Source organism: Actinoplanes octamycinicus (assembly GCF_014205225.1).
GTDB classification, from domain to species: domain Bacteria; phylum Actinomycetota; class Actinomycetes; order Mycobacteriales; family Micromonosporaceae; genus Actinoplanes; species Actinoplanes octamycinicus.
Map to the genome: position 1 here is coordinate 6,607,341 of NZ_JACHNB010000001.1, position 20,080 is coordinate 6,627,420.

A 20,080-nucleotide genomic window follows, 5' to 3' on the forward strand; every position below is an offset into this window, starting at 1 on the left:
GGGTCGCGGTCGGGGAACACGTAGGCGAGCGGCTCAGCGAACCCACCAGAGCTGCTGCGCGGGGTGGGACGGGAAGCAGTAGTACTGCTGAATCGGCGTGCCGTTCGCGGTGCCGTAGTTCGTCGCGTCCAGGCATTTGCCGAAGGTCGTCTGAATCTGGTAGAGGTCGTGCACGCCGTCGTTGTACACGAAGACGAACGAGAAATCCTGCTGGGCGTTGTAGTTGCAGTCGTATTGCTGGATTCGCGCGCCGTCGTTCGGGTTGCCGCCGACGACGTCCAGGCATTTGTCATACCACTTGCGTGTCTGGATCTTGTAGATCGACTGGTTCGAGAAGCCCTGGTTGTAGCTGCCGTTGCAGTCCCACAGCTGCAGGCGGGCGCCGTTGCCCACGGTGTCGCCGTTCTTGACGTCGAGGCAGCGGCCGGAGGCCTTGCCGATGATCGCCGCCCGGTGTGAGCTGTTTAGTGGCCCGTTGTTGGCCGATGCCGGCTGGGCTCCGATCGCGACAGTCCCTCCGCCGACTATCATGATCGCGATTATCGCCCGTGCGATGCGTTTGATCAGCATGACGTTCCTCAATTCGTCGAGGCATGTGGATGTTCGGATCCTAGAAGCGTCGGCGAAATCCTGCTGCCCGACATCAACAAAGCGCGATGACAATGCATTAATACGATGACAGCGGGTTAAAGCATCAAATTATCATCCGAAATGAAGATTTCAGGGGCACTGGGTGGGCGGTTGGCCCGGTTCGTGGCCCGCGGCGAGAGCCTTGTCGAGACAGGCGATGAGCTCCGCCGGTTTGAACGGTTTGCACAGGATGGCCGTGGCCTGCGCGTCGACCGGCCGGGAGTTGCCGAGGACGAGGCTGCCGCTGACGAAGCTGACCGGGAGGGTGGCGGTCGCCGGGTCCGCGCGGATCGTCCGGCAGAGTTCGACGCCGGTTAGGCGCGGCACGTCGATGTCGCTGACGACCGGACCAGCCAGAAGTTCACGCCGACCTTCGCGCAGATATCCCGCATCTACACGTACACCGCAAGCTCACGCTGGTTGCGGGAGATCTCCAGACCAACAGCACGTCACCTGACCGGCCTCGCCTGGCTTCAATCAGATTCGGGAACTCCTCGCGTTCCTTCGTTGCGTGCCGAGACGCCGAACAGTCGTTGTCGGTGAACGACAGTGCATCCTTCCAGCCGTGCGCGTCGATTGCGCAGCCGGAGTTCCGGCAACACTCACTGAGCCATTTCATCGTGACGGTGCAGGTCACAGCTGGGGTGGAGAGCTGGTGTCGACATAGGACGAGGCTCCCGGCAAGACAGCAGTCGACCAAGATCCGATGCCCCAACCGGGAGCCTCGCTGTGCTGTCTTACCCCTCCCGCGATTCCGTTGTCCATTCGCAGCCTGAACCACCTCGCGTGCCTCATCCGAGCTCACCGTGACAAGAAGCGCTCAAGGTGGCGGCACCTCGACCCGGGCCGGCAAGCCCTGCTCGCCCTGGCTCACCTGCGTAACGGCGACACCTCGGCCCGGCTCGCCTGCGGTTTCGAGATCGGCCTGACGACAGCCTGGCGCTACGTCCGCGAGGCCATCGACCTGCTCTCGGCTACCGTTGACGACCTGAACACCGTCATGAGCAGGGTCGCGGCTGCTGGCCTACGCCATCCTCGACGGCACGCTGATCCCGATCGATCGGGTCGCCGACCGGAAGCCCCACTTCTCCGGCAAACACCGCCGGCTCGGCGTGAACGTGCAGGTCATCGCCGCTCGGGCAGGTCGGCTGATCTGGGCCTCCGCCGCGCTGCCGGGCTCGACCCATAACCTGACCGCGGCCCGCACCCACCAGATCATCGATGCGCTGACCAGGGCGAAAGTAGTGACGTTCGCCGACAAGGCCTACCAAGGCGCCCGGGGGCCGGTACGCCGGGAGCCGCTCGCCCTGGGACGCTAAGAGCGGGGCTCCGGTCGTACCGGAAGGGTTGAGCCGGAGCGGGCGTTGCGGTCAGCGGTGCAGGCCGGTGAGACGGCTGAGGGCGGCGAAGCCGTCGTCGGAGCCCGGCCAGTGCCGGCGGACCGCGTCCAGGCCGGCCCGGCGGACCGTGGAGCGCAGCACCGCGACCACGATGATCGCGTCGTCGGCGTAGCCGAGCACCGGGATGAAGTCCGGGATCAGGTCGAACGGGACCGCGAGATAGCCGATCAGCAGCCCGAGCCGGATCCGCACGCCGCGCGGCAGGGTGCGGTCGGCGGCCAGCCGGCGCAGCAGCCGCAGCAGGTCGGGGAGCAGGCGGAGGGCCTCGGTGAGCTGCGCCTTGCCGGGTGTGGCGGCGAGCAGGGCGATCAGCAGCGCGATCCAGGCGAGCAGGAGGGCCACACCGACGCCGATCAGGGTCTGCCACCACCAGTCCATGCCTCATCCTCTCCCGGACCCCCGGCGGTCGTTCCTCGATTCAGCCGAGACCGGGCAGCAGATCGTCCCAAGCGGACAGCTCGGTGAGCAGGCCGGGCTCGGTGGCCCGGGCGCGCAGCCCGTTGGCGGCCTGGAGCAGCGCGCGGGTCAGCTTGACCCGGTGGACGTCCGCCGGGGCGATCTCACGCCAGGCGGTCGGCAACGCCCGGGCCGCCTCGCGGGTGAGCGGCAGCACCGCGAGGCATCCGCGGATCAGCTCGTCGGCGGAGTGCTCGCCGAGCGGGGTGCCGGCCGCGCACCGGGCCAGCGTCAGGGCGTGTTCGGCGGGCGGCACGGGCGGTTCCTCGGCGAGCAGCCAGTCGTGGAAGGCGGACGCCCGGCCGGTGTGGGACGGATGCTCGGCCGCGACCGTGTGGACGGCGGCGTGCGCCATCCGGAACCAGTCCGCGCCGGGTTTCCGGCGCGGCGGGGCCTGTTTCGCGACGCTCGCGTAGACGCCACGGTGGACGGCGTGGAAGGCGCGGCGGTCGAACGACTCGCCCAGCGGCAGCCAGTCGGCGGCGGAGATCTTCGCGAGGTGGCCGCGCGGCCAGCGGCGGCCGGTGTCCCGGCCGTTCACGATCGCCTGGGACTGTGACTCGGCGACCCGGAAGTACTGGTCCTCCAGGCCGGGCTGCGGCACCGGCACGATCTCGTAGCCGAGCCGGCGCAGCTCGTGGGCGATCGGCCGCCACTTCAGCGGTTTGGGCATCCGGTGCAGCTGGCCCATCAGGAGCGTGCCGTGCCAGAGCGCGTCTCGGTGCTCGCGCTCGTAGTACGCCTCGAGCAGTCCCCAGTCGCGCAGCAGGTTGCCGGAGAAGCCGAGGATGCCCTCGTCGCCCGGCGGCCCGATCCGCTGCTCCAGCTCGGCCGGTCGGTGCGCGGGCGGGATCCCGCGGACCCGGCCGGTGGCGAGCAGCTCCAGGGTCAGCTCGATCGCCTGTTCACGGTCGCGCGGCCGATATCCCACGCCCGGCAGCGTAGTCAGCGCCGTGGGCTCCGGCGAGGCGATTAGCGGCTCCACCCGGAGCAGGTGGAGCGCGGCAAGGCCGGGGCAGCGCCGGGACGGTACTGTCACTCGATGGGGAGTGGATCACCGGTCGTGTATCGCCACGGATTGAACGACAGCACGCGGTGGCAGGGCTTCGCGCTGCGGCCCGGGGACATCGTGATCAGTGCGCCGTCGAAGTGCGGCACCACCTGGATGCAGATGATCTGCGCCCTGCTGATCTTCCGGACCCCGGCCCTGCCCGGCCCGCTGACCAGCCTGTCGCCCTGGCTGGACATGTGCCTGCGGCCGGTCGACGAGGTGTCCGGCACGCTCGCGGCGCAGCGCCACCGGCGGTTCATCAAGACGCACACGCCGCTGGACGGGCTGCCGTGGCGCTCCGATGTGACCTACCTGGTGGTCGGCCGGGACCCGCGCGACGTCGCCGTGTCGATGAACCACCACCGGCGCAACCTGGACGCCGAGGTCATCCACCGGCTGCTGCCCGGCAGCGGCCGGGCGGCGTCCCGGCCGCCCGGCGACCGGGAGCGGGTGCTGCAGTGGTTCCAGGACTCGCTGCCCGGTCTGGTGCACCACCTCGGGCAGGCCTGGGAGCGCCGCGACGACCCCGCGGTGCTGCTGGCCCACCACGCCGACCTGACCCGCGACCTGGACGGCGAGATGCGCCGGATCGCCGACCGGCTGGGCATCGCCGTCCCGGAGCGGGAGTGGCCGGCGCTGGTCGCCGCGGCCGGCTTCGACGCGATGCGGTCCCGGGCCGGCGAGCTGGCGCCGGACGAGCAGCTCGGCCTGTTCACCAGCAACGAGGCGTTCTTCCGCTCCGGCCGGTCCGGCCAGTGGCGCGACCTGCTCACCGACGACGACCAGGCCGCCTACGACATGGCGGTGCGTGCGCTGGCCGCCCCCGGCTGCGTCGACTGGCTGCACCACGGATCCACGATCAGGAGCTGATTCCGGTACGCCGTGAGCGCAGCCCGTCGAACAGAACCGTCAACGACCGGTCGAGGGTCGACTCCGGATAGTCCCCGGTCTCCGCTGCCATGCTCGCGCCCCGCAGCAGCGCCAGTACCTCGGGCATCCCCACGTCCTCCCGGATCACGCCGGCCGCCTGCCCGTCCCGCAGCAGCCGCTGCAGCGTCGCCCGCATCCGGCCCCGCTGGTCCTCCTGCCCTTCCTTGACGTCGACGCCGGCGTGCCGCAGGGCGTCGGTCAGCGCCTTCTTGCTCCCCGCGTCCGCGACGATCCGGGTGAAGAACGTGAAGAACGCGGTCTCCGGCTCTCGCCGCCCGGCTCGCGGCTCGCCCAGTGGGCGGCGATGCCCAGCCCGATGGCGCGGGCCTTCGTCGACGGTTTGCTCGCCGAGCGGCACTTCGACATCGCCGACGAGGTGGACGCGGTGAGCCGGGCGACGATCGTCCCGCCGGTCAACGGTCAGCATCACGCGGCGGCATAGTCACTTTCTTTAGTATGCAACTGTTTGTATAGTCGCCGTCATGACGAGCCGCTATCCGACGTTGCTGAGCCCGCTGGACCTCGGCCACACGGTGCTGCGTAACCGCGTGGTCATGGGGTCGATGCACACCAAGCTCGAGGACCGCCTCAGCGACCTGCCGAAACTCGCCGCCTACTTCGGCGAGCGGGCCAAGGGCGGGGTCGGGCTGATGGTCACCGGCGGCTACGCGCCGACCTGGCGGGGCTGGCTGGCCCCGTTCGCCAGCCGGATGACCACCGGGCGGCACGCGGACGCGCACCGGGTCGTCACCGACGCGGTGCACGAGCACGACGGCAAGATCCTGCTCCAGGTGCTGCACGCCGGGCGGTACGGCTACCACCCGTTCACCCAGGGCGCCTCGAGCCGGAAGTCGCCGATCACCCCGTTCCGCCCGCGCGCCCTGTCGACCCGGCAGGTGGAGCGGACCGTGAACAGCTTCGCCCGGGCCGCCCGGCTGGCGAAACGGGCCGGTTACGACGGCGTCGAGATCATGGGCTCCGAGGGCTACCTGATCAACCAGTTCCTCGCCGCCCGCACCAACGACCGCACCGACGCCTGGGGTGGCTCGGCCGCCAAGCGGATGCGCTTCCCGATCGAGGTGGTCCGCCGCACCCGGGACGCGGTCGGCGACGACTTCATCGTGCAGTACCGGATCAGCCTGCTCGACCTGGTGGACAACGCGCAGAGCTGGGCGGAGACCGTCGAGCTGGCCCGGGAGCTGCAGACCGCCGGGGTCTCGCTGTTCAACACCGGGATCGGCTGGCACGAGGCCCGGGTGCCGACCATCGTCACCTCGGTGCCGCCGGGCGCCTTCGCCTGGGTGACCGGGAAGCTGCGCAAGGAGGTGAGCGTCCCGGTCGTCGCCTCCAACCGGATCAACCGGCCGGAGGCCGCCGAGCAGATCCTCGCCGCCGGGGAGGCCGACCTGGTGTCGATGGCCCGGCCGCTGCTCGCCGACGCCGAGTGGGTGGTCAAGGCCGCCGAGGGGCGGGAGCGCGAGATCATCACGTGCATCGCCTGCAACCAGGCCTGCCTGGACCACACGTTCCAGAACCAGCGGGCGTCCTGCCTGCTCAACCCCCGGTCGGGGCGGGAGACCGAGCTGGTGCTGCTGCCCACCCGTACGGTAAAAGATCTTGCTGTGGCCGGTGCCGGACCGGCCGGTCTGGCCGCGGCGATCGAGCTGGCCGGGCGGGGGCACCGGGTGACGCTCTTCGAGGCGGCCGACCAGATCGGCGGGCAGTTCAAGCTGGCCGCGCGGGTGCCCGGCAAGGAGGAGTTCGCCCGGACGCTGGACTACTACCGGCACATGATCGACGTGCGCGGGGTGACGCTGCGGCTCGGTACCCGGGCGACCGTGGACGACCTCGCCGGGTTCGACGAGGTGGTGATCGCGACCGGGGTGCGGCCGCGGATCCCGGAGATCCCCGGCGTCGACCACCCGAAGGTGCTGACCTACCAGCAGCTGATCGACGGCGCGCCGGCCGGCGACCGGGTGGCGATCATCGGGGCCGGCGGGATCGGGTTCGACGTCGGCGAGTTCCTGCTGCACGAGCCGCACGAGCCGCTCGACGACTGGATGCGGCGCTGGGGCGTGACCGACCCGGAGACCGCACCGGGCGGGCTGGCCACCAAGGTGAAGGTCGAGGCGCGGCGCCAGGTCCACCTGCTGCAGCGCAAGACCACCGCGCTCGGCAAGGACCTCGGCAAGACCACCGGCTGGGTGCACCGGACGACGCTCAAGGACTCCGGGGTGACGATGCTGCGCGGCGTCGAGTACCGGCGGATCGACGACGAGGGCCTGCACCTCACCGTCGGTGACAAGGAACAGGTGCTCGCGGTCGACACCGTGGTGCTGTGCGCCGGGCAGACCTCGGTGCGCGAGCTGGCGGAGCCGCTGCGGGAACGCGGCGTCACCGTGCACGTCATCGGCGGCGCCGACGTGGCCGCCGAACTCGACGCCAAGCGGGCGATCAAGCAGGCGACCGAGCTCGCCGCGTCTATCTAGGGACAAGCCGTGAAGTATGTGTCCGTGTCCGTCGAGGGTGGCATCGCCCAGGTGCGGCTCAACCGCCCCGACAAGCTGAACGCCCTCGTCCTCGACACCCTGGACGAGCTGATCGCGGTGGCCCGGCAGCTGCGCCGGGACCGCACCGTGCGCGCCGTGGTGATCGCCGGTGCGGGCCCGTCGTTCAGCGCCGGCCTGGACATCGCCGGCACGCTGAAGTCGCCCGGCCGGATCGTGCGCGCGTTCCTGCCGGCGCCGTGGCGCGGCACCAACAAGTTCCAGGAGGCCTGCTGGGCGTGGCGGCGCGTCCCGGTCCCGGTGATCGCCGCGGTGCACGGCCACTGCTACGGCGGCGGCATCCAGATCGCGCTCGCCGCCGACCTGCGCTTCGCCACCCCCGACTCGAAGTGGTCGGTCCTCGAAGGCAAGTGGGGGATCATCCCGGACATGACCGGCGTGCGCAGCCTCACCGAGGTGGTCGGCGTCGACGTGGCGAAGAAGCTCACCATGACCGCCGAGCAGTTCAGCGGCGCCGAGGCCGCCCGGCTGGGCCTGGTCACCGAGCTCAGCGACGAGCCGATCAAGGCCGCCACCGCGTTCGCCGAGAGCCTGCTGGTCAAATCGCCGGACGCGCTGGCCGCCGCCAAGCGCCTGATCGACGGCGCGCTGACCAGCAGCGCCCGCCGCACCTTCGCCCGCGAGCGCTGGGAGCAGATCCGGCTGCTGCGCCTGCCGAACACCGGCATCCTGCGCCGCGCCGTGCTCAAGAAGGAGGCCCCGGCGTTCCGTCCGCGGGCCCGTAAGATGCGCCTGTGGCCCTGAGGAACGCCCTGCTGGCAGCACTGATCGACCGCGAGTCCTCCGGCTACGACCTGGCCAAACGGTTCTCCGTGTCGGTGGCCAACTTCTGGACCGCCACCCCGCAGCAGCTCTACCGCGAACTGGAGAAGATGGAGGCCGAGGGACTGCTCTCGGCCCGGATGGTCAAACAGGACCGCCGCCCGGACAAGCGATTGTTCTCGGTCACCGAGGCCGGCCGGGCGGCGCTGCACGCGTTCACCCGACAGGACCCGAAACCGACCACGGTCCGCGACGAGCTGCTGGTCCAGGTGGAGGCGCTCAGCCACGCCGACGTCGGCAGCGTCCGGGCCGCGATCGAGTCCCGGATCGAGCAGAGCCGGCAGCGGGTGGCCACCTACGAGGCGTCGCTCGCCGAGATCCTGGGCCCGCGCAGCCACGAGGAGTTCCTGGCCACCGGCAACCGGATCGGCCCCTACCTGACGCTGCAGCGTGGCATCAGCTTCGAGCGCGACAACATCGCCTGGGGCACCCTCGCCCTCGACATCCTGGCCCGCCGCTTCCCCAGCTGACCTTTCCCGGTCAAACCCGCTTTCCGGTACGCCCACCGCACAGTCCCGTGCGCACCCGCGCGCGAGGACCCGCCGTGGCTCGGACCGCAGCGCGCCGCGCCGTGTCCGGCTGGCTCACACGGGTCCCTCAAGGGACTTGAGGGACCCGTGTGAGCCAGCCGAGGACCGTGCGCGCCGGGATCTCTGAACCACGGGCGGGTTTTGCCGCACTGGCAGACTGGGCCGCGAGGCAGTTGGTGACCGACGGAGCGGGTGGACATGGCGAGAGCGATCGACAAGACGCGGCACGCCCGGCGGCTGGTGGTGGCTCTGCTCGCCTGCGGGGTCGCGGCGGGCTGCTCCGGTGATCCGTACGCGGTGGAGCCGTCCGCTGCCGCGCCGGTCACGTCGGTCACCGCGGGGCCCTCGTCCGCCGCGCCGGCCGCGACACCGTCGCGGGGCAGCGCGACTGCGGCGCCGGCCTGGCTCGGGACCCGGGAGCTGCGGGTCGGGGCGAACGGGTTCGCGGCGGCCCAGGACACGCCGCCGGAGCTGCGGCGGCGGTCGATCGTGACGACCGACGAGCTGCCGCCGCCGGCCGACGGGCGGTTCCACTCGACGGTCGAGGCGGTGCCGGCGAGCGTGCTGGCCCGCTCCTCGTGGAGTCCGGAGTGCCCGGTCAAGGCCACCGACCTGCGGTACGTGACGGTCAGCTTCCGCGGCTTCGACGGGCTCCCGCACACCGGGGAGCTGCTGGTCAACAAGACGGCGGCGACCGGCCTGACGAAGGTGTTCGGCCGGCTGTTCGCCGACGGCTACCCGATCGAGCGGATGCGGGTGACCAGCACCGCCGAGCTGAACGCGCCGCCGACCGGGGACGGGAACGGCACCGACGCGTACGCCTGCCGCCCGGTCCGCGGACGCACCTCCTGGTCGCAGCACTCCTACGGGCTGGCGGTGGACATCAACCCGTTCCAGAACCCCTACCACCGGGGCAAGGTGGTGCTGCCCGAACTGGCCACCTCCTACCTGGACCGGGACGACGTCCGGCCCGGCATGATCGAGCCGGACGGGCCGGTGGTGCGGGCGTTCGCGGCGATCGGCTGGAAGTGGGGTGGCGACTACCGGTCGCTCAAGGACTTCATGCACTTCTCCGCCACCGGCGGCTGAGCCACCGCAGCAGGTGCCGCCCCTGCTCGCGCTGCATCCGCCGCAGCCCGGGCACCTCGGGCAGGTGACCGTCCCGCCAGGCGCGCCCGGCCAGCCCGGCGAGGGCCACGTTCACCTGGTCGTCCGGGGCGTCCGCCCAGGCCGAGCGACGCAGCAGCTGCTCCGGGTCATGCCCGCACGCGGCCACGTCCGGGGCGAGCCGGACCAGGTCCAGCCAGCCCGGCGCGGTCCACAGGTGGGTCCAGTCGACGATCCGGAGGCGGCCGCCGGGCTCCCTGATCACATTGTCCCGGCGCAGGTCGCCGTGGTGCAGGGCGGCGCCGTCGCCCAGGACGTCCAGCCAGCGGCTCTCCAGCTCGGCGAGCACCGCGATCGGCACGTCGACCGGCAGCGACCGCCCGCGCACATGGTCGACCCGGGTCGCGGCGGAGCCGCCCGGGTCGAACGGCCGCACGGTGGATCCGCCCCGACCCGGGGTGCCGGCCCGGTCCAGTGCCTGCCACGCGCCGAGCATCGGCAGGAACGCCTCCGCATAAGGTGACGTGCCGGCGATCGGGCAGGGCTCCATGACCTTGCGCATGCGGTCCACGACCGGGAGAAGTGCGGCGAGATCGGCGGCGGTCCACGAGGTCACCGCCGAGCCCTCGACGACCTCGTACGCCGCCACCCGCCACCCGCCGACGGCCACGTGACCCAGCAACCGGGGGCCGAGGTCGCCGACCACCTCGGCCAGGACCACGCCGGCCGCGACCGCCTCGCCGAGCCCGTCACCGACCGGCGCCGCCTTGACGAACAGCCGGCTCCCGCCGTCGCCGGTGACCACCGAGGCGACGGCGTGGGTGAAGCCGGCCTGCGCCGGGCGCTCGCCGCGGATCGGGCCGCCGAGCAGGTCGGACACCGCGGCCCGGACGGACTCCGGCGCGTCCGCCAGCCGGGGGCGGGTCAGCGTGTGTTGATCGACCACCGGGCCACGCTACGGCAGCACGGGGGCGGTGGGCGTACCGGAAATCGGCGGATCGCACCCGAAGCGGACCTGAAGCGGCTCGATGTCCGGAAGGGGACAGCGGTGGGGGGCTTCCCTACGTATCGTTACCGGGCCGTGTCCTCTGCGTGGTTTGGGGTTACCTTGCCGGGGGCAGACTGGCGGGCGATCGATGATCTTCGGCCTGGGGGAGGACCGGATGACGGCGGTGGCGGAAACCGACGACCTGCAGAAGCGACGTGCCGAGCTGCGGCGGCGTGAGCTGTTGCTGATCCTGGAGCGGTGGGCGCCGGCCTACCGGGAGGTGGCCGGGGACAGCCTGGGCTACGTCTTCGAGATCGCCGGGGCCAGCGAGCCCGAGCAGGCCTTCCTGCGGGCGCACGTGGCGGAGCACGGGATGCCGCAGGTGGTCGGCCGGACCGCCGACGAGATCCTGGAGGCCGGCCGGCGGGCGAACGCGGCGTCCAGCGCGGCGTTCCTGGCCGGTGACTTCGACAAGGCCCGCGACCTGATCGACGACGCCCGGCTCTACGGCGCGCTGCTCGACACCGAATGGGTGAAGCTGCACCAGTTCATCGCGAGCCAGGCGGCCGGCGCCCGCTGAGGTGCAGGATCGGGACGTGCGCGTCGACGTCCTGACCGAGATCGTGATCGACCGGCCCGGTGCCGAGGTGGCCGCGTTCGCCGGCGATCCGACGAACGCGCCGCGATGGTACCGCGCCATCGACTCGGTCGAGTGGCGCACGCCCGGCCCGCTGGCGGTCGGCTCGCGGCTCGACTTCGTGGCGCGCTTCCTCGGGCGGCGGCTGGCCTACACCTACGAGGTGGTCGAGCTGGCGCCGGGCGAGCGGCTGGTGATGCGGACCGCGCAGGGCCCGTTCCCGATGGAGACCACCTACACCTGGGAGCCGGTCGGCGCCGGGCGGACCCGGATGACCCTGCGCAACCGCGGTGAGCCGACCGGGTTCGCGCGGGTGACCGCGCCGATGATGGCCGCCGCGGTCCGCCACGCCAACCGGCAGGACCTCGCCGCGCTGAAGCGGATCGTCGAAGCGGGCTGACCGGGCCACCTTCGCCGAACCCGGGTGAGGCTCGGAGGTCCCGTGGGATCCTCTCCAGGAGTGCTGGTCAGCGGCGTGAACGGGGAGACACCATGCATCTGAGCCCACCCCTGCGGCATTGGCATCCGGCCCGCGACACCCGGCGACTGATCGCCGAGCTGGTGCACAGCCCGAGTGAGCTGCTGGTACTCATCGGCGTCTGGCTGACCGCGGCGCCACTGATCTTCAGTCACAACGCGGCGCAGCACACGTACGCCGGCTGGAGCGACGTGATCTCCGGGCTGGGCCTGGTCGTGCTCGCCTACCTGCGGGTGATGACGCCGGCCGGGACCACCTGGATGATGCTGCTCACCGCGGCCGTCGGCGCGTGGGTGATCGCCGCCCCGTTCGTCCGCGGCTACTCCGACGTCCCCTCCACCACCTGGAACGACATCCTGGTCGGCACCGCGGTGATCGGTCTCAGCTCGGCCAGCTGGTTGCTGGGCCGCAGGCGCGGCTGATCCTCTTCCGGCGCGCCTGCCCGGAGCTGACCCGCTTCCGGCGTGCCGGCCCGGAGACTGGGCCCATGTCGAGTCATCTTGCGCTGATCATCCTGGAACTGGTCGGCATCTTCGTCTTCGCGATCTCCGGGGCGCTGACCGCCATCCAGAAGGGTTTCGACGCGATCGGCATCCTGATCCTGGCCGAGGTGACCGCGACCGGCGGCGGCGTGATCCGGGACCTGATCATCGGGGACACCCCGCCGGCCGCGTTCCGGCAGGTCGAATATCTGCTGGTGCCGCTCGCCGCGGCGGTGGTGGCGTTCTTCGCGCACCCGGTGATGTCGCGGATCCACTTCACCGTGCTGCTGTTCGACGCGGCCGGCCTCGGCCTGTTCTGCGTGACCGGCACGTTGAAGGCGCTGGATTTCGGGCTCGGGCCGGTGCAGTCCGCGGCGCTGGGCGTGACCACCGGGGTCGGCGGCGGCCTGCTGCGCGACGTGATCGCCCGGGAGACGCCCGCCCTGGTCCAGGTGGACACCGACCTCTACGCCATCCCGGCGATGATCGGCGCGGCCGCGGTCACCGTCGCCGCCCGCCTGGACGCCCCGATGAGCGTGGCCGCCCCGGCCGCGGCGGTCTTCGTCTTCGCCTTCCGCGTGACGGCGATGGTCCGCCACTGGACCGCACCCCGCGCCTGGACCCGTCGTCAGGCCACGGTCAAGTGAGACGGCCGAGGCCGATCCCATACGACTGTCTCAGTCGCCCGAAATACCCCAGATGCCGAAGTGGCTGCGGACACCGTCTTCGTAGAGTTCGACCGCGTAGCCACCCCATCGGCCGCCCGGGGAACCGGACTGCCGCAGCCGGGCGACCCCGCTCTCGAACTCGGCCACCGACGGCGTGGGCGTCCCGAAGAATCGAGCGGTCTCCTCCGCGTCCAGGTGCCGCAGGGTGCCCCACTCATCGGGCGCGTCGGGCCGGATGACCTCGATGATGTCCAGGATCGAGTGGGTGCCGGACTCCTTGAACGATTCCTGAGCGAACAGCTCACGCATCGTCGCCGGCCAGCCGTGCTCCTGGTCGGGCCAGTAGTAGTCATGCTCGTCGAATACCTTCTGCTGCAACTCCAGCACGACGGCCCGCACCCTCGGGTCGTACGGCACCACGTATTGCCATCCGGACGCGCCCACCGCACCAGGCTAGGCGAGCTGCCGGCCCGCCGTTCCCGGTTCGGCGAGGCGCGCTCTCCGACTGCGACCACCACGTTTTCGGTACGGCGGGAGCGCTCCGTGCGTACCGAAAGCGTGGGTGGCGGTGAGCGGAAGCGGACCTGTCGCGGTCAGCGGGCCAGGGTGCGGGCGAGTCGGCGGACCGCGACGACCAGGCAGATCGTGCCCATGGCGGCCAGGTAGAGCGCGGCGACCAGGATCTTCGGGGAGAGGACGCCGAGGGCGGGATTGCGGAGCAGCTCGATCGACTGGTAGAGCGGCAGGCACTGGACCACGATCTGGATCGGCCGGGGGTAGACCGACAGCGGGTAGAACGTGGTGGCGAACAGGAACATCGGCAGCATCACCAGCTGGATGTACTGCATGTCCTGCCAGTCACGGAGGAACGTGACGACCACGACGCCGGCGGTGGCGAAGGCGAACGCGATCAGCGCGGCGCCCGGCACCACCAGCAGCGCCCACGGGGAGTGGACCAGGCCGAGCGCGGTGATCACGGCGAGGAAGGCGAAACTGACCACGGTGCCGCGCAGCACCGCCCAGCCGATCTCGCCGAGCGCCACGTCGCGTTCGGTGAGCGGGGTGGCCAGCATCGACTCGAAGGTGCGGTCGGTCCTGAGTTTGCCGAACATGGCGAACGTGGTCTCGTTCATCGCGCCGTTCATCGCCGCGGTGGCCAGCAGCGCCGGCGCGACATAGCTGGCGTAGCTCACCGGGTCGCCGCCCGGCACGTCGGTGACCGTGCCGACCAGCACGCCGATGCCGACGCCGATGGAGAGCAGGTAGAGGATCGGTTCGAAGATCTCGGCGAGCAGCACGTACCAGGTGTGCTTGTAGATCATCAGGTTGCGTTCGACGAGCACGGCGGCGCTCACGCGGTCAGCCTCCGGGTGTAGGTGCGCCGGCCGGCCAGGTAGCCGGCGACGATCGGCACGAGCAGGACGAGCACGTGGACGGCGAGATCGCCGGCGCCGCGGCACAGCTCGGCGCCGTGCCAGAGCGGGCTGAGCCAGACCAGCTGCCGCAGGCCGTCCGGCAGCTGCTCGGCCGGGAAGAACGTGCCGGAGAACATGTACACCGGCATGATCACGAAGCGGAAGGCGGCGCTGAGCTTGGCCGGCCGGTCCACGGTGATCGCGTAGGCGGCCATCGGCGTGGCGAACGCGAGGGCGGTGAGCACCGCGCCGAGCAGGGCACGCGGCGCGGACGCCGGGCCGATCGACCCGAAGACGACCAGGACCAGCAGGATCGCGGCCGAGTCGAGGACCGCCCGGAACGTGGTGAACAGCAGGTGCCCGGTGAGGATGTCGGCCGGCTCCATCGGCGTGGTCACCGCCGACCGGTAGTTGCCGCCGGCGAGCGCGGACTGGAAGACCGGGCCACCGGCGTTGATGAAGCCCATCTGCATCGCCGAGGCGGCCAGCAGACCGGGACCGATGAACGCCAGGTAGGAGCCGCCGGGCAGGTCGGCACCGTTCTGGTCGACGAGCTGGCCGAGGCCGAAACCGAGCGCGGTGACGAACAGCAGCGGGTTGGCGACGCTGATCACGATGGTGCCGCGCCAGGTGCGCAGGTAGCGGTGCCACCAGTAGCCGAACTCGCGGGTCGCCAGGATCGTCGTCATTCGATCAGGCTCCGCCCGGTCAGGCTGAGGAACACGTCCTCCAGGCCGGAACGGCGGACCAGCGCGGTGATCGGGTCGAGGCCGCGGCGGTGGACCTCCTCCAGAGCGCTCTCGCCGTCGGCGGTGTAGCAGAGCAGCCGGTCCGGCAGCACCTCCAGCCGCTCGCCGATCCCGCGCGCCTTCTCCGCGGCGAGGTCGTGCTGGTCGAGCGGGAAGCGCAGCTCCAGGACCTCGCGGGTGACGTACCGCTCGATCAGCTCGCGGGGCGAGCCGTGCGCCACGATCCGGCCGCCGTCCATCACCGCGAGCCGGTCGCAGAGCTGCTCCGCCTCGTCCATGTAGTGGGTGGTCAGGATCAGCGTGACGCCGTCCTGCTTGAGCCGGAACAGCCGCTCCCACAGCAGGTGCCGGGCCTGCGGGTCGAGGCCGGTGGTCGGCTCGTCGAGCAGCACCAGGTCCGGCTCGTTGATCAGCGACCGGGCGATGGTCAGCCGGCGTCGCATGCCGCCGGACAGCTCCTGGACCCGGGCGGTGCGCTTGTCGGTGAGTCGGGCGAACTCCAGGAGGCGCTCGGTCCGCTCCCGGATCACCGCCCGGCCCAGTCCGAAGTAGCGGCCGTAGATCAGGATGTTCTCCTCCACGGTCAGCTCGGTGTCCACCGTGTCGTCCTGCGGCACCGAGCCGATCCGCGCTTTGATCGCCCGCCGGTCCCGGGCCGCGTCGTGCCCGAGGATGGTCAGCTCGCCGCCGCTGCGCGGCGAGACACAGCCGATCATCCGCATGGTGGTGGACTTGCCGGCGCCGTTCGGGCCGAGGAACCCGAACGCCTCGCCGCGCCGCACCTCGAAATCGATGGCGGCGACCGCGGTGTGCGGCGGCGGTCCCTCATAGGTCTTGGTCAAACCGCGTGCGCTGACGAGCGCCGGTGATTCGGTCACGACGGCACGCTATAAAAACCCGACTCTCGTACGCAAGAAGTAAACCGGTCGCCGGAATTTTGCGACTATCGGAGCGCCCACCACGCGAGATGTGCCTTGACTTCGGACGTCGGCTCGATCACCTCCCACCCCTCGGTGATCAGCCCGTCCTCCACCCGCCAGCGGTCCACCACGGTGATCTCCGGTCCACCTCCCGGCAGCCGGCGCCGGGCCTGTCCTCCGCCGACAGTCGCCCGATCCCACCGAACGTGACCAGCCGACAGGGCAGGCGCAACCTTCCTCCCGCCACGCTGGCCTCAACTGCCGATGAGAGGGCGTTTGATTCTGCTTCGAGTAATACGTACTGCTCGGGCCGGAACGCGTGCGATCATGCCGGGCGAGGTCCCTCAGAACTCGGAGATGAACATGTCCCATGCCTCAGGCGACGTGGCCGCGAGTGACCCGCTGGCGGTCATGGTCCTGTCGTACCTGGACGATCCCGAGATCGATCTGCATGCGGACAATCCGGAAGTCGAGCGTCGACTGAACACTTGGCACTACAGTCTGCCGATCGGCTTCGACCTCGCCGCTGTTGCCGCCGCGCTGCAACACGTCGTTCGGCAGTTGTCGAAGCGACACAGCGGCCGACCTGGCACCTTCTACTGCTGGTACGACGAACAGGCGGGGCAGCTCCGCTGCTCCTTGACATCCAAGACGGTCGACGAGCTCCCGTTCGGAGGTCGTTACAGACCGACACCCGATGTCACCGATGTACTTGGCCTTGCCGCCTCCGATGCGCAGCCGGGAACCATTCCCTGGGACGAGCTGACCGAGGTTGAAGACTCGGCTGAATCCAGCCAGCGGACTCCGGATCCGTTTCCTGTGTGGGCCGCTGCCCTTTCCTGAAGCCGCTCATGTTCGCCGCTCGGAGCCGTACTCATTACGTCGCTGAGCGGGCGCGCCGGGCTACCGGACTCGAACCGGCTCATGCCTCCGCAGGCGACAGCCTGCATCGTGGGCAACATAATTGAATATGACGCACCCTTCCCATGTGCCTTTGCCCGGCGCGCGGAAGGACGGTAGCGCATGGTCACTGGAGAGGCGAGTCCATCTCAGCGGGACGCCCCGTCCATGCTTACCGGTGTCGATCTCCGGACCGGCGGCGCCGGGGCTCGCTTTGGCTTGATCGGCTCCTCTAGCATGCTCGCATGGTGAAGACGGCGGCCGTGACCGGTGCGGCTCTGGTCCTGCTCGCCGGCGGTGGCGTCGGGGCGGCGCGATGGCACGACGCCCAGGTGGCGCAGTGCCACGACCGCAGTGCGCAGTTCGCCACCGCCGACGTGCTGGCCCGCGTCCCACCCGGCTTCCGTGCCGACGAGGTCGTCGCCGGCTGCCAGTTCGACCCGCTCGTGGCCGCCGCCGGCCGGCAGGTCACCAGCCGGGCGGTCACCGACGATGACACCCCGGCGATCACCGCGTACTACCGCGCGGCGCTGGCCGGCTGGGAGTTCTCCGGCTGGACCCCGGAGCCCGGCGAGAACGCGGCTCTTCTCTGCGCCCGCAAGGAGTCCGCCGCCGGCACGATGTACGTCAGCGTCACCCCCGGCCTGCCCGGCACCTACGACGTGCTGCTGACCGACGCCGACGGCCACGGCGGCCGCTGCCACTGACGCGTCCGGCGCCGGGCCGCCGGTCACGTCACCGGCTTCCCGGGCGGAGCGGCGGACCTCACGATGAGGCTCGTCCAGCTCGGCGGCGGTGATGAGCTCTCCGCGTCGAGTTCGTCGAAGAGTCGTCGACCTTCTCGATGTCATCTCCGGACAGCCAGAGCTGCGGTCTGCCGTCCTCGTTCGTGTCGATCCGGAACGGGGCCAGTCGAAGATCATCGGTCATTCCGGGATGGAGAACCCGTGCGGCGCCCGTGCCGGGAGGCGCGGGCGCCGGGTCGGTGAACAGAGCCCCAGGGAGATGTCCGGCCACCACGGGCTGCGAGTGATCACACCCGACAGGCTGCCTAGCCGCCGATCCTGTCCAGGACGAAGGCGCCGGCCACCCGGTTGTACTTGCGGGTGTAACCGAGGTGGACAGCGACATTCCGGCCGCCGGCGCAGAAGTTGTCGCCGGTGTCGCAGAAGGACTGGGTGCGGTCCGCGAAAGCGTCCAGGGCCGCGTCGGCACCGCGCGGGAACAGGCCGCGGGTCCGTGAGGTGCCCGCGTTGAAAGGCTTTCCCGGTACGAACCGCGGGTCACCCATCAGCACCACCGCGACCACCCGGTCGGCGATGCCGGCGTGGATAGCGTCGGCACGGGTGAACCCGGCGACCCGGCCGGTGCCGGCCAGCACGTCGCCGATCACGTGCGCTCCCTGCGAGTACCCCATCAGGACGATCTTGGTGGCCGGGCAGGCGGCGGTGGTGTCGGTGAGCTGCTTGGTGAGGGCGCGGGTGCCGGCCGCGACGCTCGGTGGGTAGGGGTTCAGCAGGGCCGGGTAGTCGGTCGCCTCGGTGGTGACGCTCTGCTTGCTGTCCCGGGTGACGGCCCGGGCCAGCGAGCCGATGATGCCGGTGCCGGGCGCCTCGGTGGACGCCCGGGTCACGATGATCTTCACGTCGGAGCACCCGGCGGCGCGGGTCCCGGCGCTTCCCCCGCTCGACACCCCGGCACGTCCCGAGCCCGAGGTCCCGGCACGTCCGGTGGCCGACGACCCGGCACGTCCGGTGGCCGGCGACCCGGTGGCGCCGGTGGCTTCGGCTCCCGCTCGGGTCCGGGCTCCCGGGATGGTCGCGGCGAAGCTGTTCTGCACCACGACCAAGGCCCCGGCCGTCACCGCGGCGACCACGCCGCCCAGCGCGATCCGCTTCCGCTTGCTGGTCATGACCACACCCCTCTCGCTCCATTTGCACTGGTGGTGCAAATACGTGCCGGGAGATACGGCGGCGGGGCGGCGAGAGTTCATTTCCGGTCAGCCGGAGGTGGGCACGTGCTTCCGGAGGAAGTCCAGGATGCGCTGCGCGGTGGCCGGATAGTCCGGGTCGCCGGGGTTGAGGTACTGGCCGTGGCCGGCGCCGGTGACCGTGACGAACTGTTTCGGCCAGCGGACCGCGTCGTAGGCGGCCCGGCCGGCCTCGATCGGGACCACCGGGTCCCGGTCGCCGTGCAGGAACAGGATCGGCGCGGCCGGGCCGGCGAAGGCGGTCGACGGGCGCCGGCCGGCCACCGACACCGCGGCCCGCAGCGCCGGCGAGTGCCCCTTCCGGAACAGGCCGAGCGTGGTGGTGCCGCCGGCCGAGAAGCCGACCGCCGCCACGTGCTCGCCGTCCAGGTGCTCGGCCAGGTCCCCGGCGACCAGCTGCTTCAGCACGTGGGCCGCGTCGGCCGGCTGCCGCCGGATGTCGTCGCGGTCCACCTCGACGTGCGCGTTGGTGTGCGGGTACGCCGGCGCGGCCACCACGTACCCGGCCCGGGCCCAGGTGGTGGCCAGCGGCGCGAACTGTTCCGGCAGCCCGTTCAGGCCGTGGCTGAACAGGATGATCGGGTGCCGCCCGGCGGCGATCCCGGTGCCGTCCGGCCCGCTGGCGTACCAAAGGGTGGTCGGCAGTGGCCGGTCCTTGCCGCGGGCGAAGGCCACCACCCGGGTGACGATCCGCGGCCCGGTGGCGGCCGGCGGGTTGGCCTGCGCCCGCGGTCCGGCGCCGCACCCGCCCACCAGCAGCAGGGCCGCCGCCGCCATGATCACCCCGAGTCCCCGCATGCCGCGGAACGCTAATCACGGGCATCGAGCGACGGAACCGGCGTTCCGGACGATTTCCCGGGACCGATCAGCCGACGGCCTGCCGGATCAGGCCGGCGATCCGCTTCTCGTCGGTGGCGCTCAGCGCGGTCAGCGCGTAGGAGACCGGCCAGAACGCGCCGTCGTCGAGCCTCGCCTCGTCGTTGAAGCCGAGCGTCGCGTACCGGGACTTGAACTTGGCGGCCGGCTGGAAGAAGCAGACCAGCTTGCCGTCGCGGGCGTAGGCCGGCATGCCGTACCAGAGCTTGGGGGTCAGCTCCGGCGCGGTCTCGGTGACGATCGCGTGCAGCCGCTCGGCCAGCGCCCGGTCGGCGTCGCCCATCTCGGCGATCTTCGCCAGCACCTCGGCCTCCGGGTCCGCCTTGGCCCGCGATCCGCGGCGGGCCGTGCGCACCTCGCCGGCCCGCTCCTTCATGGCGGCGCGCTCTTCCTCGGTGAAGTTCATGACTGTTCTCCCTGTCCCGGCGACGCGTCCCTCGCGATGTCGTGCCCTCAGCCTCGCCTGCCGCCCACCACGGACACA

Annotated in this window: 24 protein-coding genes and 1 pseudogene; 12 read left to right on the top strand and 13 right to left on the bottom strand. The window is 71.2% G+C overall.

The genetic code is table 11. From position 1 onward, the window contains the following. Positions 1 to 33: 33 nt before the first annotated feature. Both BJY16_RS29380 and BJY16_RS29385 read right to left on the bottom strand, forming a co-directional pair. Entirely contained in the window at positions 34 to 570 is a 537-nt protein-coding gene (locus tag BJY16_RS29380; protein WP_185042789.1) for an RICIN domain-containing protein, read from the bottom strand. A gap of 150 nt (positions 571 to 720) precedes the next feature. Next, a complete protein-coding gene (locus BJY16_RS29385; RefSeq protein WP_185042790.1) occupies positions 721 to 957 on the bottom strand; it encodes a response regulator in 237 nt (78 codons plus the stop codon). Positions 958 to 1,336: 379 nt separating this feature from the next. Between BJY16_RS29385 and BJY16_RS29390 the strand changes: the two are divergent. Next, positions 1,337 to 1,922: pseudogene (locus BJY16_RS29390) on the top strand (transposase family protein); the annotation flags it as partial. Positions 1,923 to 2,000: 78 nt separating this feature from the next. On the opposite strand, the gene BJY16_RS29395 reads toward BJY16_RS29390, so the two are convergent. Both BJY16_RS29395 and BJY16_RS29400 read right to left on the bottom strand, forming a co-directional pair. Next, complete coding sequence (locus tag BJY16_RS29395) at positions 2,001 to 2,408, bottom strand: YkvA family protein (protein ID WP_185042791.1); 408 nt, start codon at positions 2,406 to 2,408, stop codon at positions 2,001 to 2,003. Between the two features lie 40 nt (positions 2,409 to 2,448). Further along, on the bottom strand, positions 2,449 to 3,417 hold the full coding sequence (locus BJY16_RS29400) for a hypothetical protein (protein ID WP_185042792.1): 969 nt from the start codon (positions 3,415 to 3,417) through the stop codon (positions 2,449 to 2,451). 147 nt (positions 3,418 to 3,564) lie between these two features. Between BJY16_RS29400 and BJY16_RS29405 the strand changes: the two genes are divergently transcribed. Continuing rightward, entirely contained in the window at positions 3,565 to 4,407 is an 843-nt protein-coding gene (locus tag BJY16_RS29405) for a sulfotransferase domain-containing protein (RefSeq protein WP_239177911.1), read from the top strand. Here the strand turns inward: BJY16_RS29405 and BJY16_RS29410 are convergent. Continuing rightward, a complete protein-coding gene (locus BJY16_RS29410; RefSeq protein ID WP_345492826.1) occupies positions 4,397 to 4,894 on the bottom strand; it encodes an SbtR family transcriptional regulator in 498 nt (165 codons plus the stop codon). The two genes, BJY16_RS29405 and BJY16_RS29410, sit on opposite strands and share 11 nt — an antisense overlap. Positions 4,895 to 4,949: 55 nt before the next feature. Here BJY16_RS29410 and BJY16_RS29415 point away from each other — a divergent pair, with 55 nt between their 5' ends. The 4 genes from BJY16_RS29415 to BJY16_RS29430 all read left to right on the top strand — a co-directional run bounded on the left by BJY16_RS29415 (position 4,950) and on the right by BJY16_RS29430 (position 9,475). Further along, complete coding sequence (locus BJY16_RS29415) at positions 4,950 to 6,956, top strand: NADPH-dependent 2,4-dienoyl-CoA reductase (RefSeq protein ID WP_185042795.1); 2,007 nt, start codon at positions 4,950 to 4,952, stop codon at positions 6,954 to 6,956. Positions 6,957 to 6,965: 9 nt separating this feature from the next. Beyond that, positions 6,966 to 7,778 (top strand): crotonase/enoyl-CoA hydratase family protein, encoded by an 813-nt coding sequence (locus BJY16_RS29420; RefSeq protein WP_185042796.1) that lies wholly within the window; start codon positions 6,966 to 6,968, stop codon positions 7,776 to 7,778. Then, positions 7,769 to 8,326, top strand: a complete 558-nt coding sequence (locus BJY16_RS29425; RefSeq protein ID WP_185042797.1) for a PadR family transcriptional regulator — start codon at positions 7,769 to 7,771, stop codon at positions 8,324 to 8,326. Before BJY16_RS29420 ends, BJY16_RS29425 begins: the two co-directional genes overlap by 10 nt. 258 nt (positions 8,327 to 8,584) lie before the next feature. Next, complete coding sequence (locus BJY16_RS29430; RefSeq protein ID WP_185042798.1) at positions 8,585 to 9,475, top strand: M15 family metallopeptidase; 891 nt, start codon at positions 8,585 to 8,587, stop codon at positions 9,473 to 9,475. Here BJY16_RS29430 and BJY16_RS29435 read toward each other — a convergent pair. Next, on the bottom strand, positions 9,447 to 10,439 hold the full coding sequence (locus tag BJY16_RS29435; RefSeq protein ID WP_185042799.1) for an aminoglycoside phosphotransferase: 993 nt from the start codon (positions 10,437 to 10,439) through the stop codon (positions 9,447 to 9,449). The genes BJY16_RS29430 and BJY16_RS29435 overlap by 29 nt on opposite strands. A gap of 190 nt (positions 10,440 to 10,629) precedes the next feature. Between BJY16_RS29435 and BJY16_RS29440 the strand changes: the two genes are divergently transcribed. The 4 genes from BJY16_RS29440 (at position 10,630) to BJY16_RS29455 (ending at position 12,725) form a co-directional block, all read left to right on the top strand. Next, on the top strand, positions 10,630 to 11,061 hold the full coding sequence (locus BJY16_RS29440) for a hypothetical protein (RefSeq protein ID WP_185042800.1): 432 nt from the start codon (positions 10,630 to 10,632) through the stop codon (positions 11,059 to 11,061). Positions 11,062 to 11,077: 16 nt separating this feature from the next. Further along, a complete protein-coding gene (locus BJY16_RS29445) occupies positions 11,078 to 11,518 on the top strand; it encodes an SRPBCC family protein (RefSeq protein WP_185042801.1) in 441 nt (146 codons plus the stop codon). Between the two features lie 92 nt (positions 11,519 to 11,610). Then, positions 11,611 to 12,018 carry an SPW repeat domain-containing protein gene (locus BJY16_RS29450; RefSeq protein ID WP_185042802.1) on the top strand — a complete coding sequence of 136 codons (408 nt, stop codon included), beginning with the start codon at positions 11,611 to 11,613 and terminating at the stop codon, positions 12,016 to 12,018. Between the two features lie 65 nt (positions 12,019 to 12,083). After that, entirely contained in the window at positions 12,084 to 12,725 is a 642-nt protein-coding gene (locus BJY16_RS29455) for a trimeric intracellular cation channel family protein (protein ID WP_185042803.1), read from the top strand. Positions 12,726 to 12,755: 30 nt separating this feature from the next. Here BJY16_RS29455 and BJY16_RS29460 read toward each other — a convergent pair whose 3' ends face one another. The 4 genes from BJY16_RS29460 to BJY16_RS29475 form a co-directional block, all read right to left on the bottom strand. Next, a complete protein-coding gene (locus BJY16_RS29460) occupies positions 12,756 to 13,190 on the bottom strand; it encodes a hypothetical protein (protein WP_185042804.1) in 435 nt (144 codons plus the stop codon). Positions 13,191 to 13,339: 149 nt separating this feature from the next. Further along, positions 13,340 to 14,101 carry an ABC transporter permease gene (locus BJY16_RS29465; RefSeq protein WP_203759228.1) on the bottom strand — a complete coding sequence of 254 codons (762 nt, stop codon included), beginning with the start codon at positions 14,099 to 14,101 and terminating at the stop codon, positions 13,340 to 13,342. Further along, entirely contained in the window at positions 14,098 to 14,850 is a 753-nt protein-coding gene (locus BJY16_RS29470) for an ABC transporter permease (protein WP_185042805.1), read from the bottom strand. The genes BJY16_RS29465 and BJY16_RS29470 overlap by 4 nt, the downstream gene beginning before the upstream one ends. After that, a complete protein-coding gene (locus tag BJY16_RS29475) occupies positions 14,847 to 15,788 on the bottom strand; it encodes an ABC transporter ATP-binding protein (RefSeq protein WP_185042806.1) in 942 nt (313 codons plus the stop codon). The genes BJY16_RS29470 and BJY16_RS29475 overlap by 4 nt, the downstream gene beginning before the upstream one ends. Before the next feature lie 369 nt (positions 15,789 to 16,157). Here BJY16_RS29475 and BJY16_RS29480 point away from each other — a divergent pair, with 369 nt between their 5' ends. Beyond that, complete coding sequence (locus BJY16_RS29480) at positions 16,158 to 16,673, top strand: hypothetical protein (RefSeq protein ID WP_185042807.1); 516 nt, start codon at positions 16,158 to 16,160, stop codon at positions 16,671 to 16,673. Positions 16,674 to 16,975: 302 nt separating this feature from the next. After that, the gene (locus tag BJY16_RS29485) at positions 16,976 to 17,437 is read left to right on the top strand and encodes a hypothetical protein (protein ID WP_185042808.1); all 462 of its coding nucleotides are present in this window, start codon (positions 16,976 to 16,978) and stop codon (positions 17,435 to 17,437) included. A 344-nt stretch (positions 17,438 to 17,781) separates the two neighbouring features. On the opposite strand, the gene BJY16_RS29490 is transcribed toward BJY16_RS29485, so the two are convergent. From BJY16_RS29490 to BJY16_RS29500, 3 genes are all read right to left on the bottom strand, one after another. Further along, positions 17,782 to 18,642, bottom strand: a complete 861-nt coding sequence (locus tag BJY16_RS29490; RefSeq protein ID WP_185042809.1) for a cutinase family protein — start codon at positions 18,640 to 18,642, stop codon at positions 17,782 to 17,784. A gap of 87 nt (positions 18,643 to 18,729) precedes the next feature. Continuing rightward, entirely contained in the window at positions 18,730 to 19,518 is a 789-nt protein-coding gene (locus BJY16_RS29495) for an alpha/beta hydrolase family protein (RefSeq protein WP_185042810.1), read from the bottom strand. 67 nt (positions 19,519 to 19,585) lie between these two features. Further along, entirely contained in the window at positions 19,586 to 20,002 is a 417-nt protein-coding gene (locus BJY16_RS29500; RefSeq protein WP_185042811.1) for an iron chaperone, read from the bottom strand. Positions 20,003 to 20,080 lie beyond the last annotated feature (78 nt).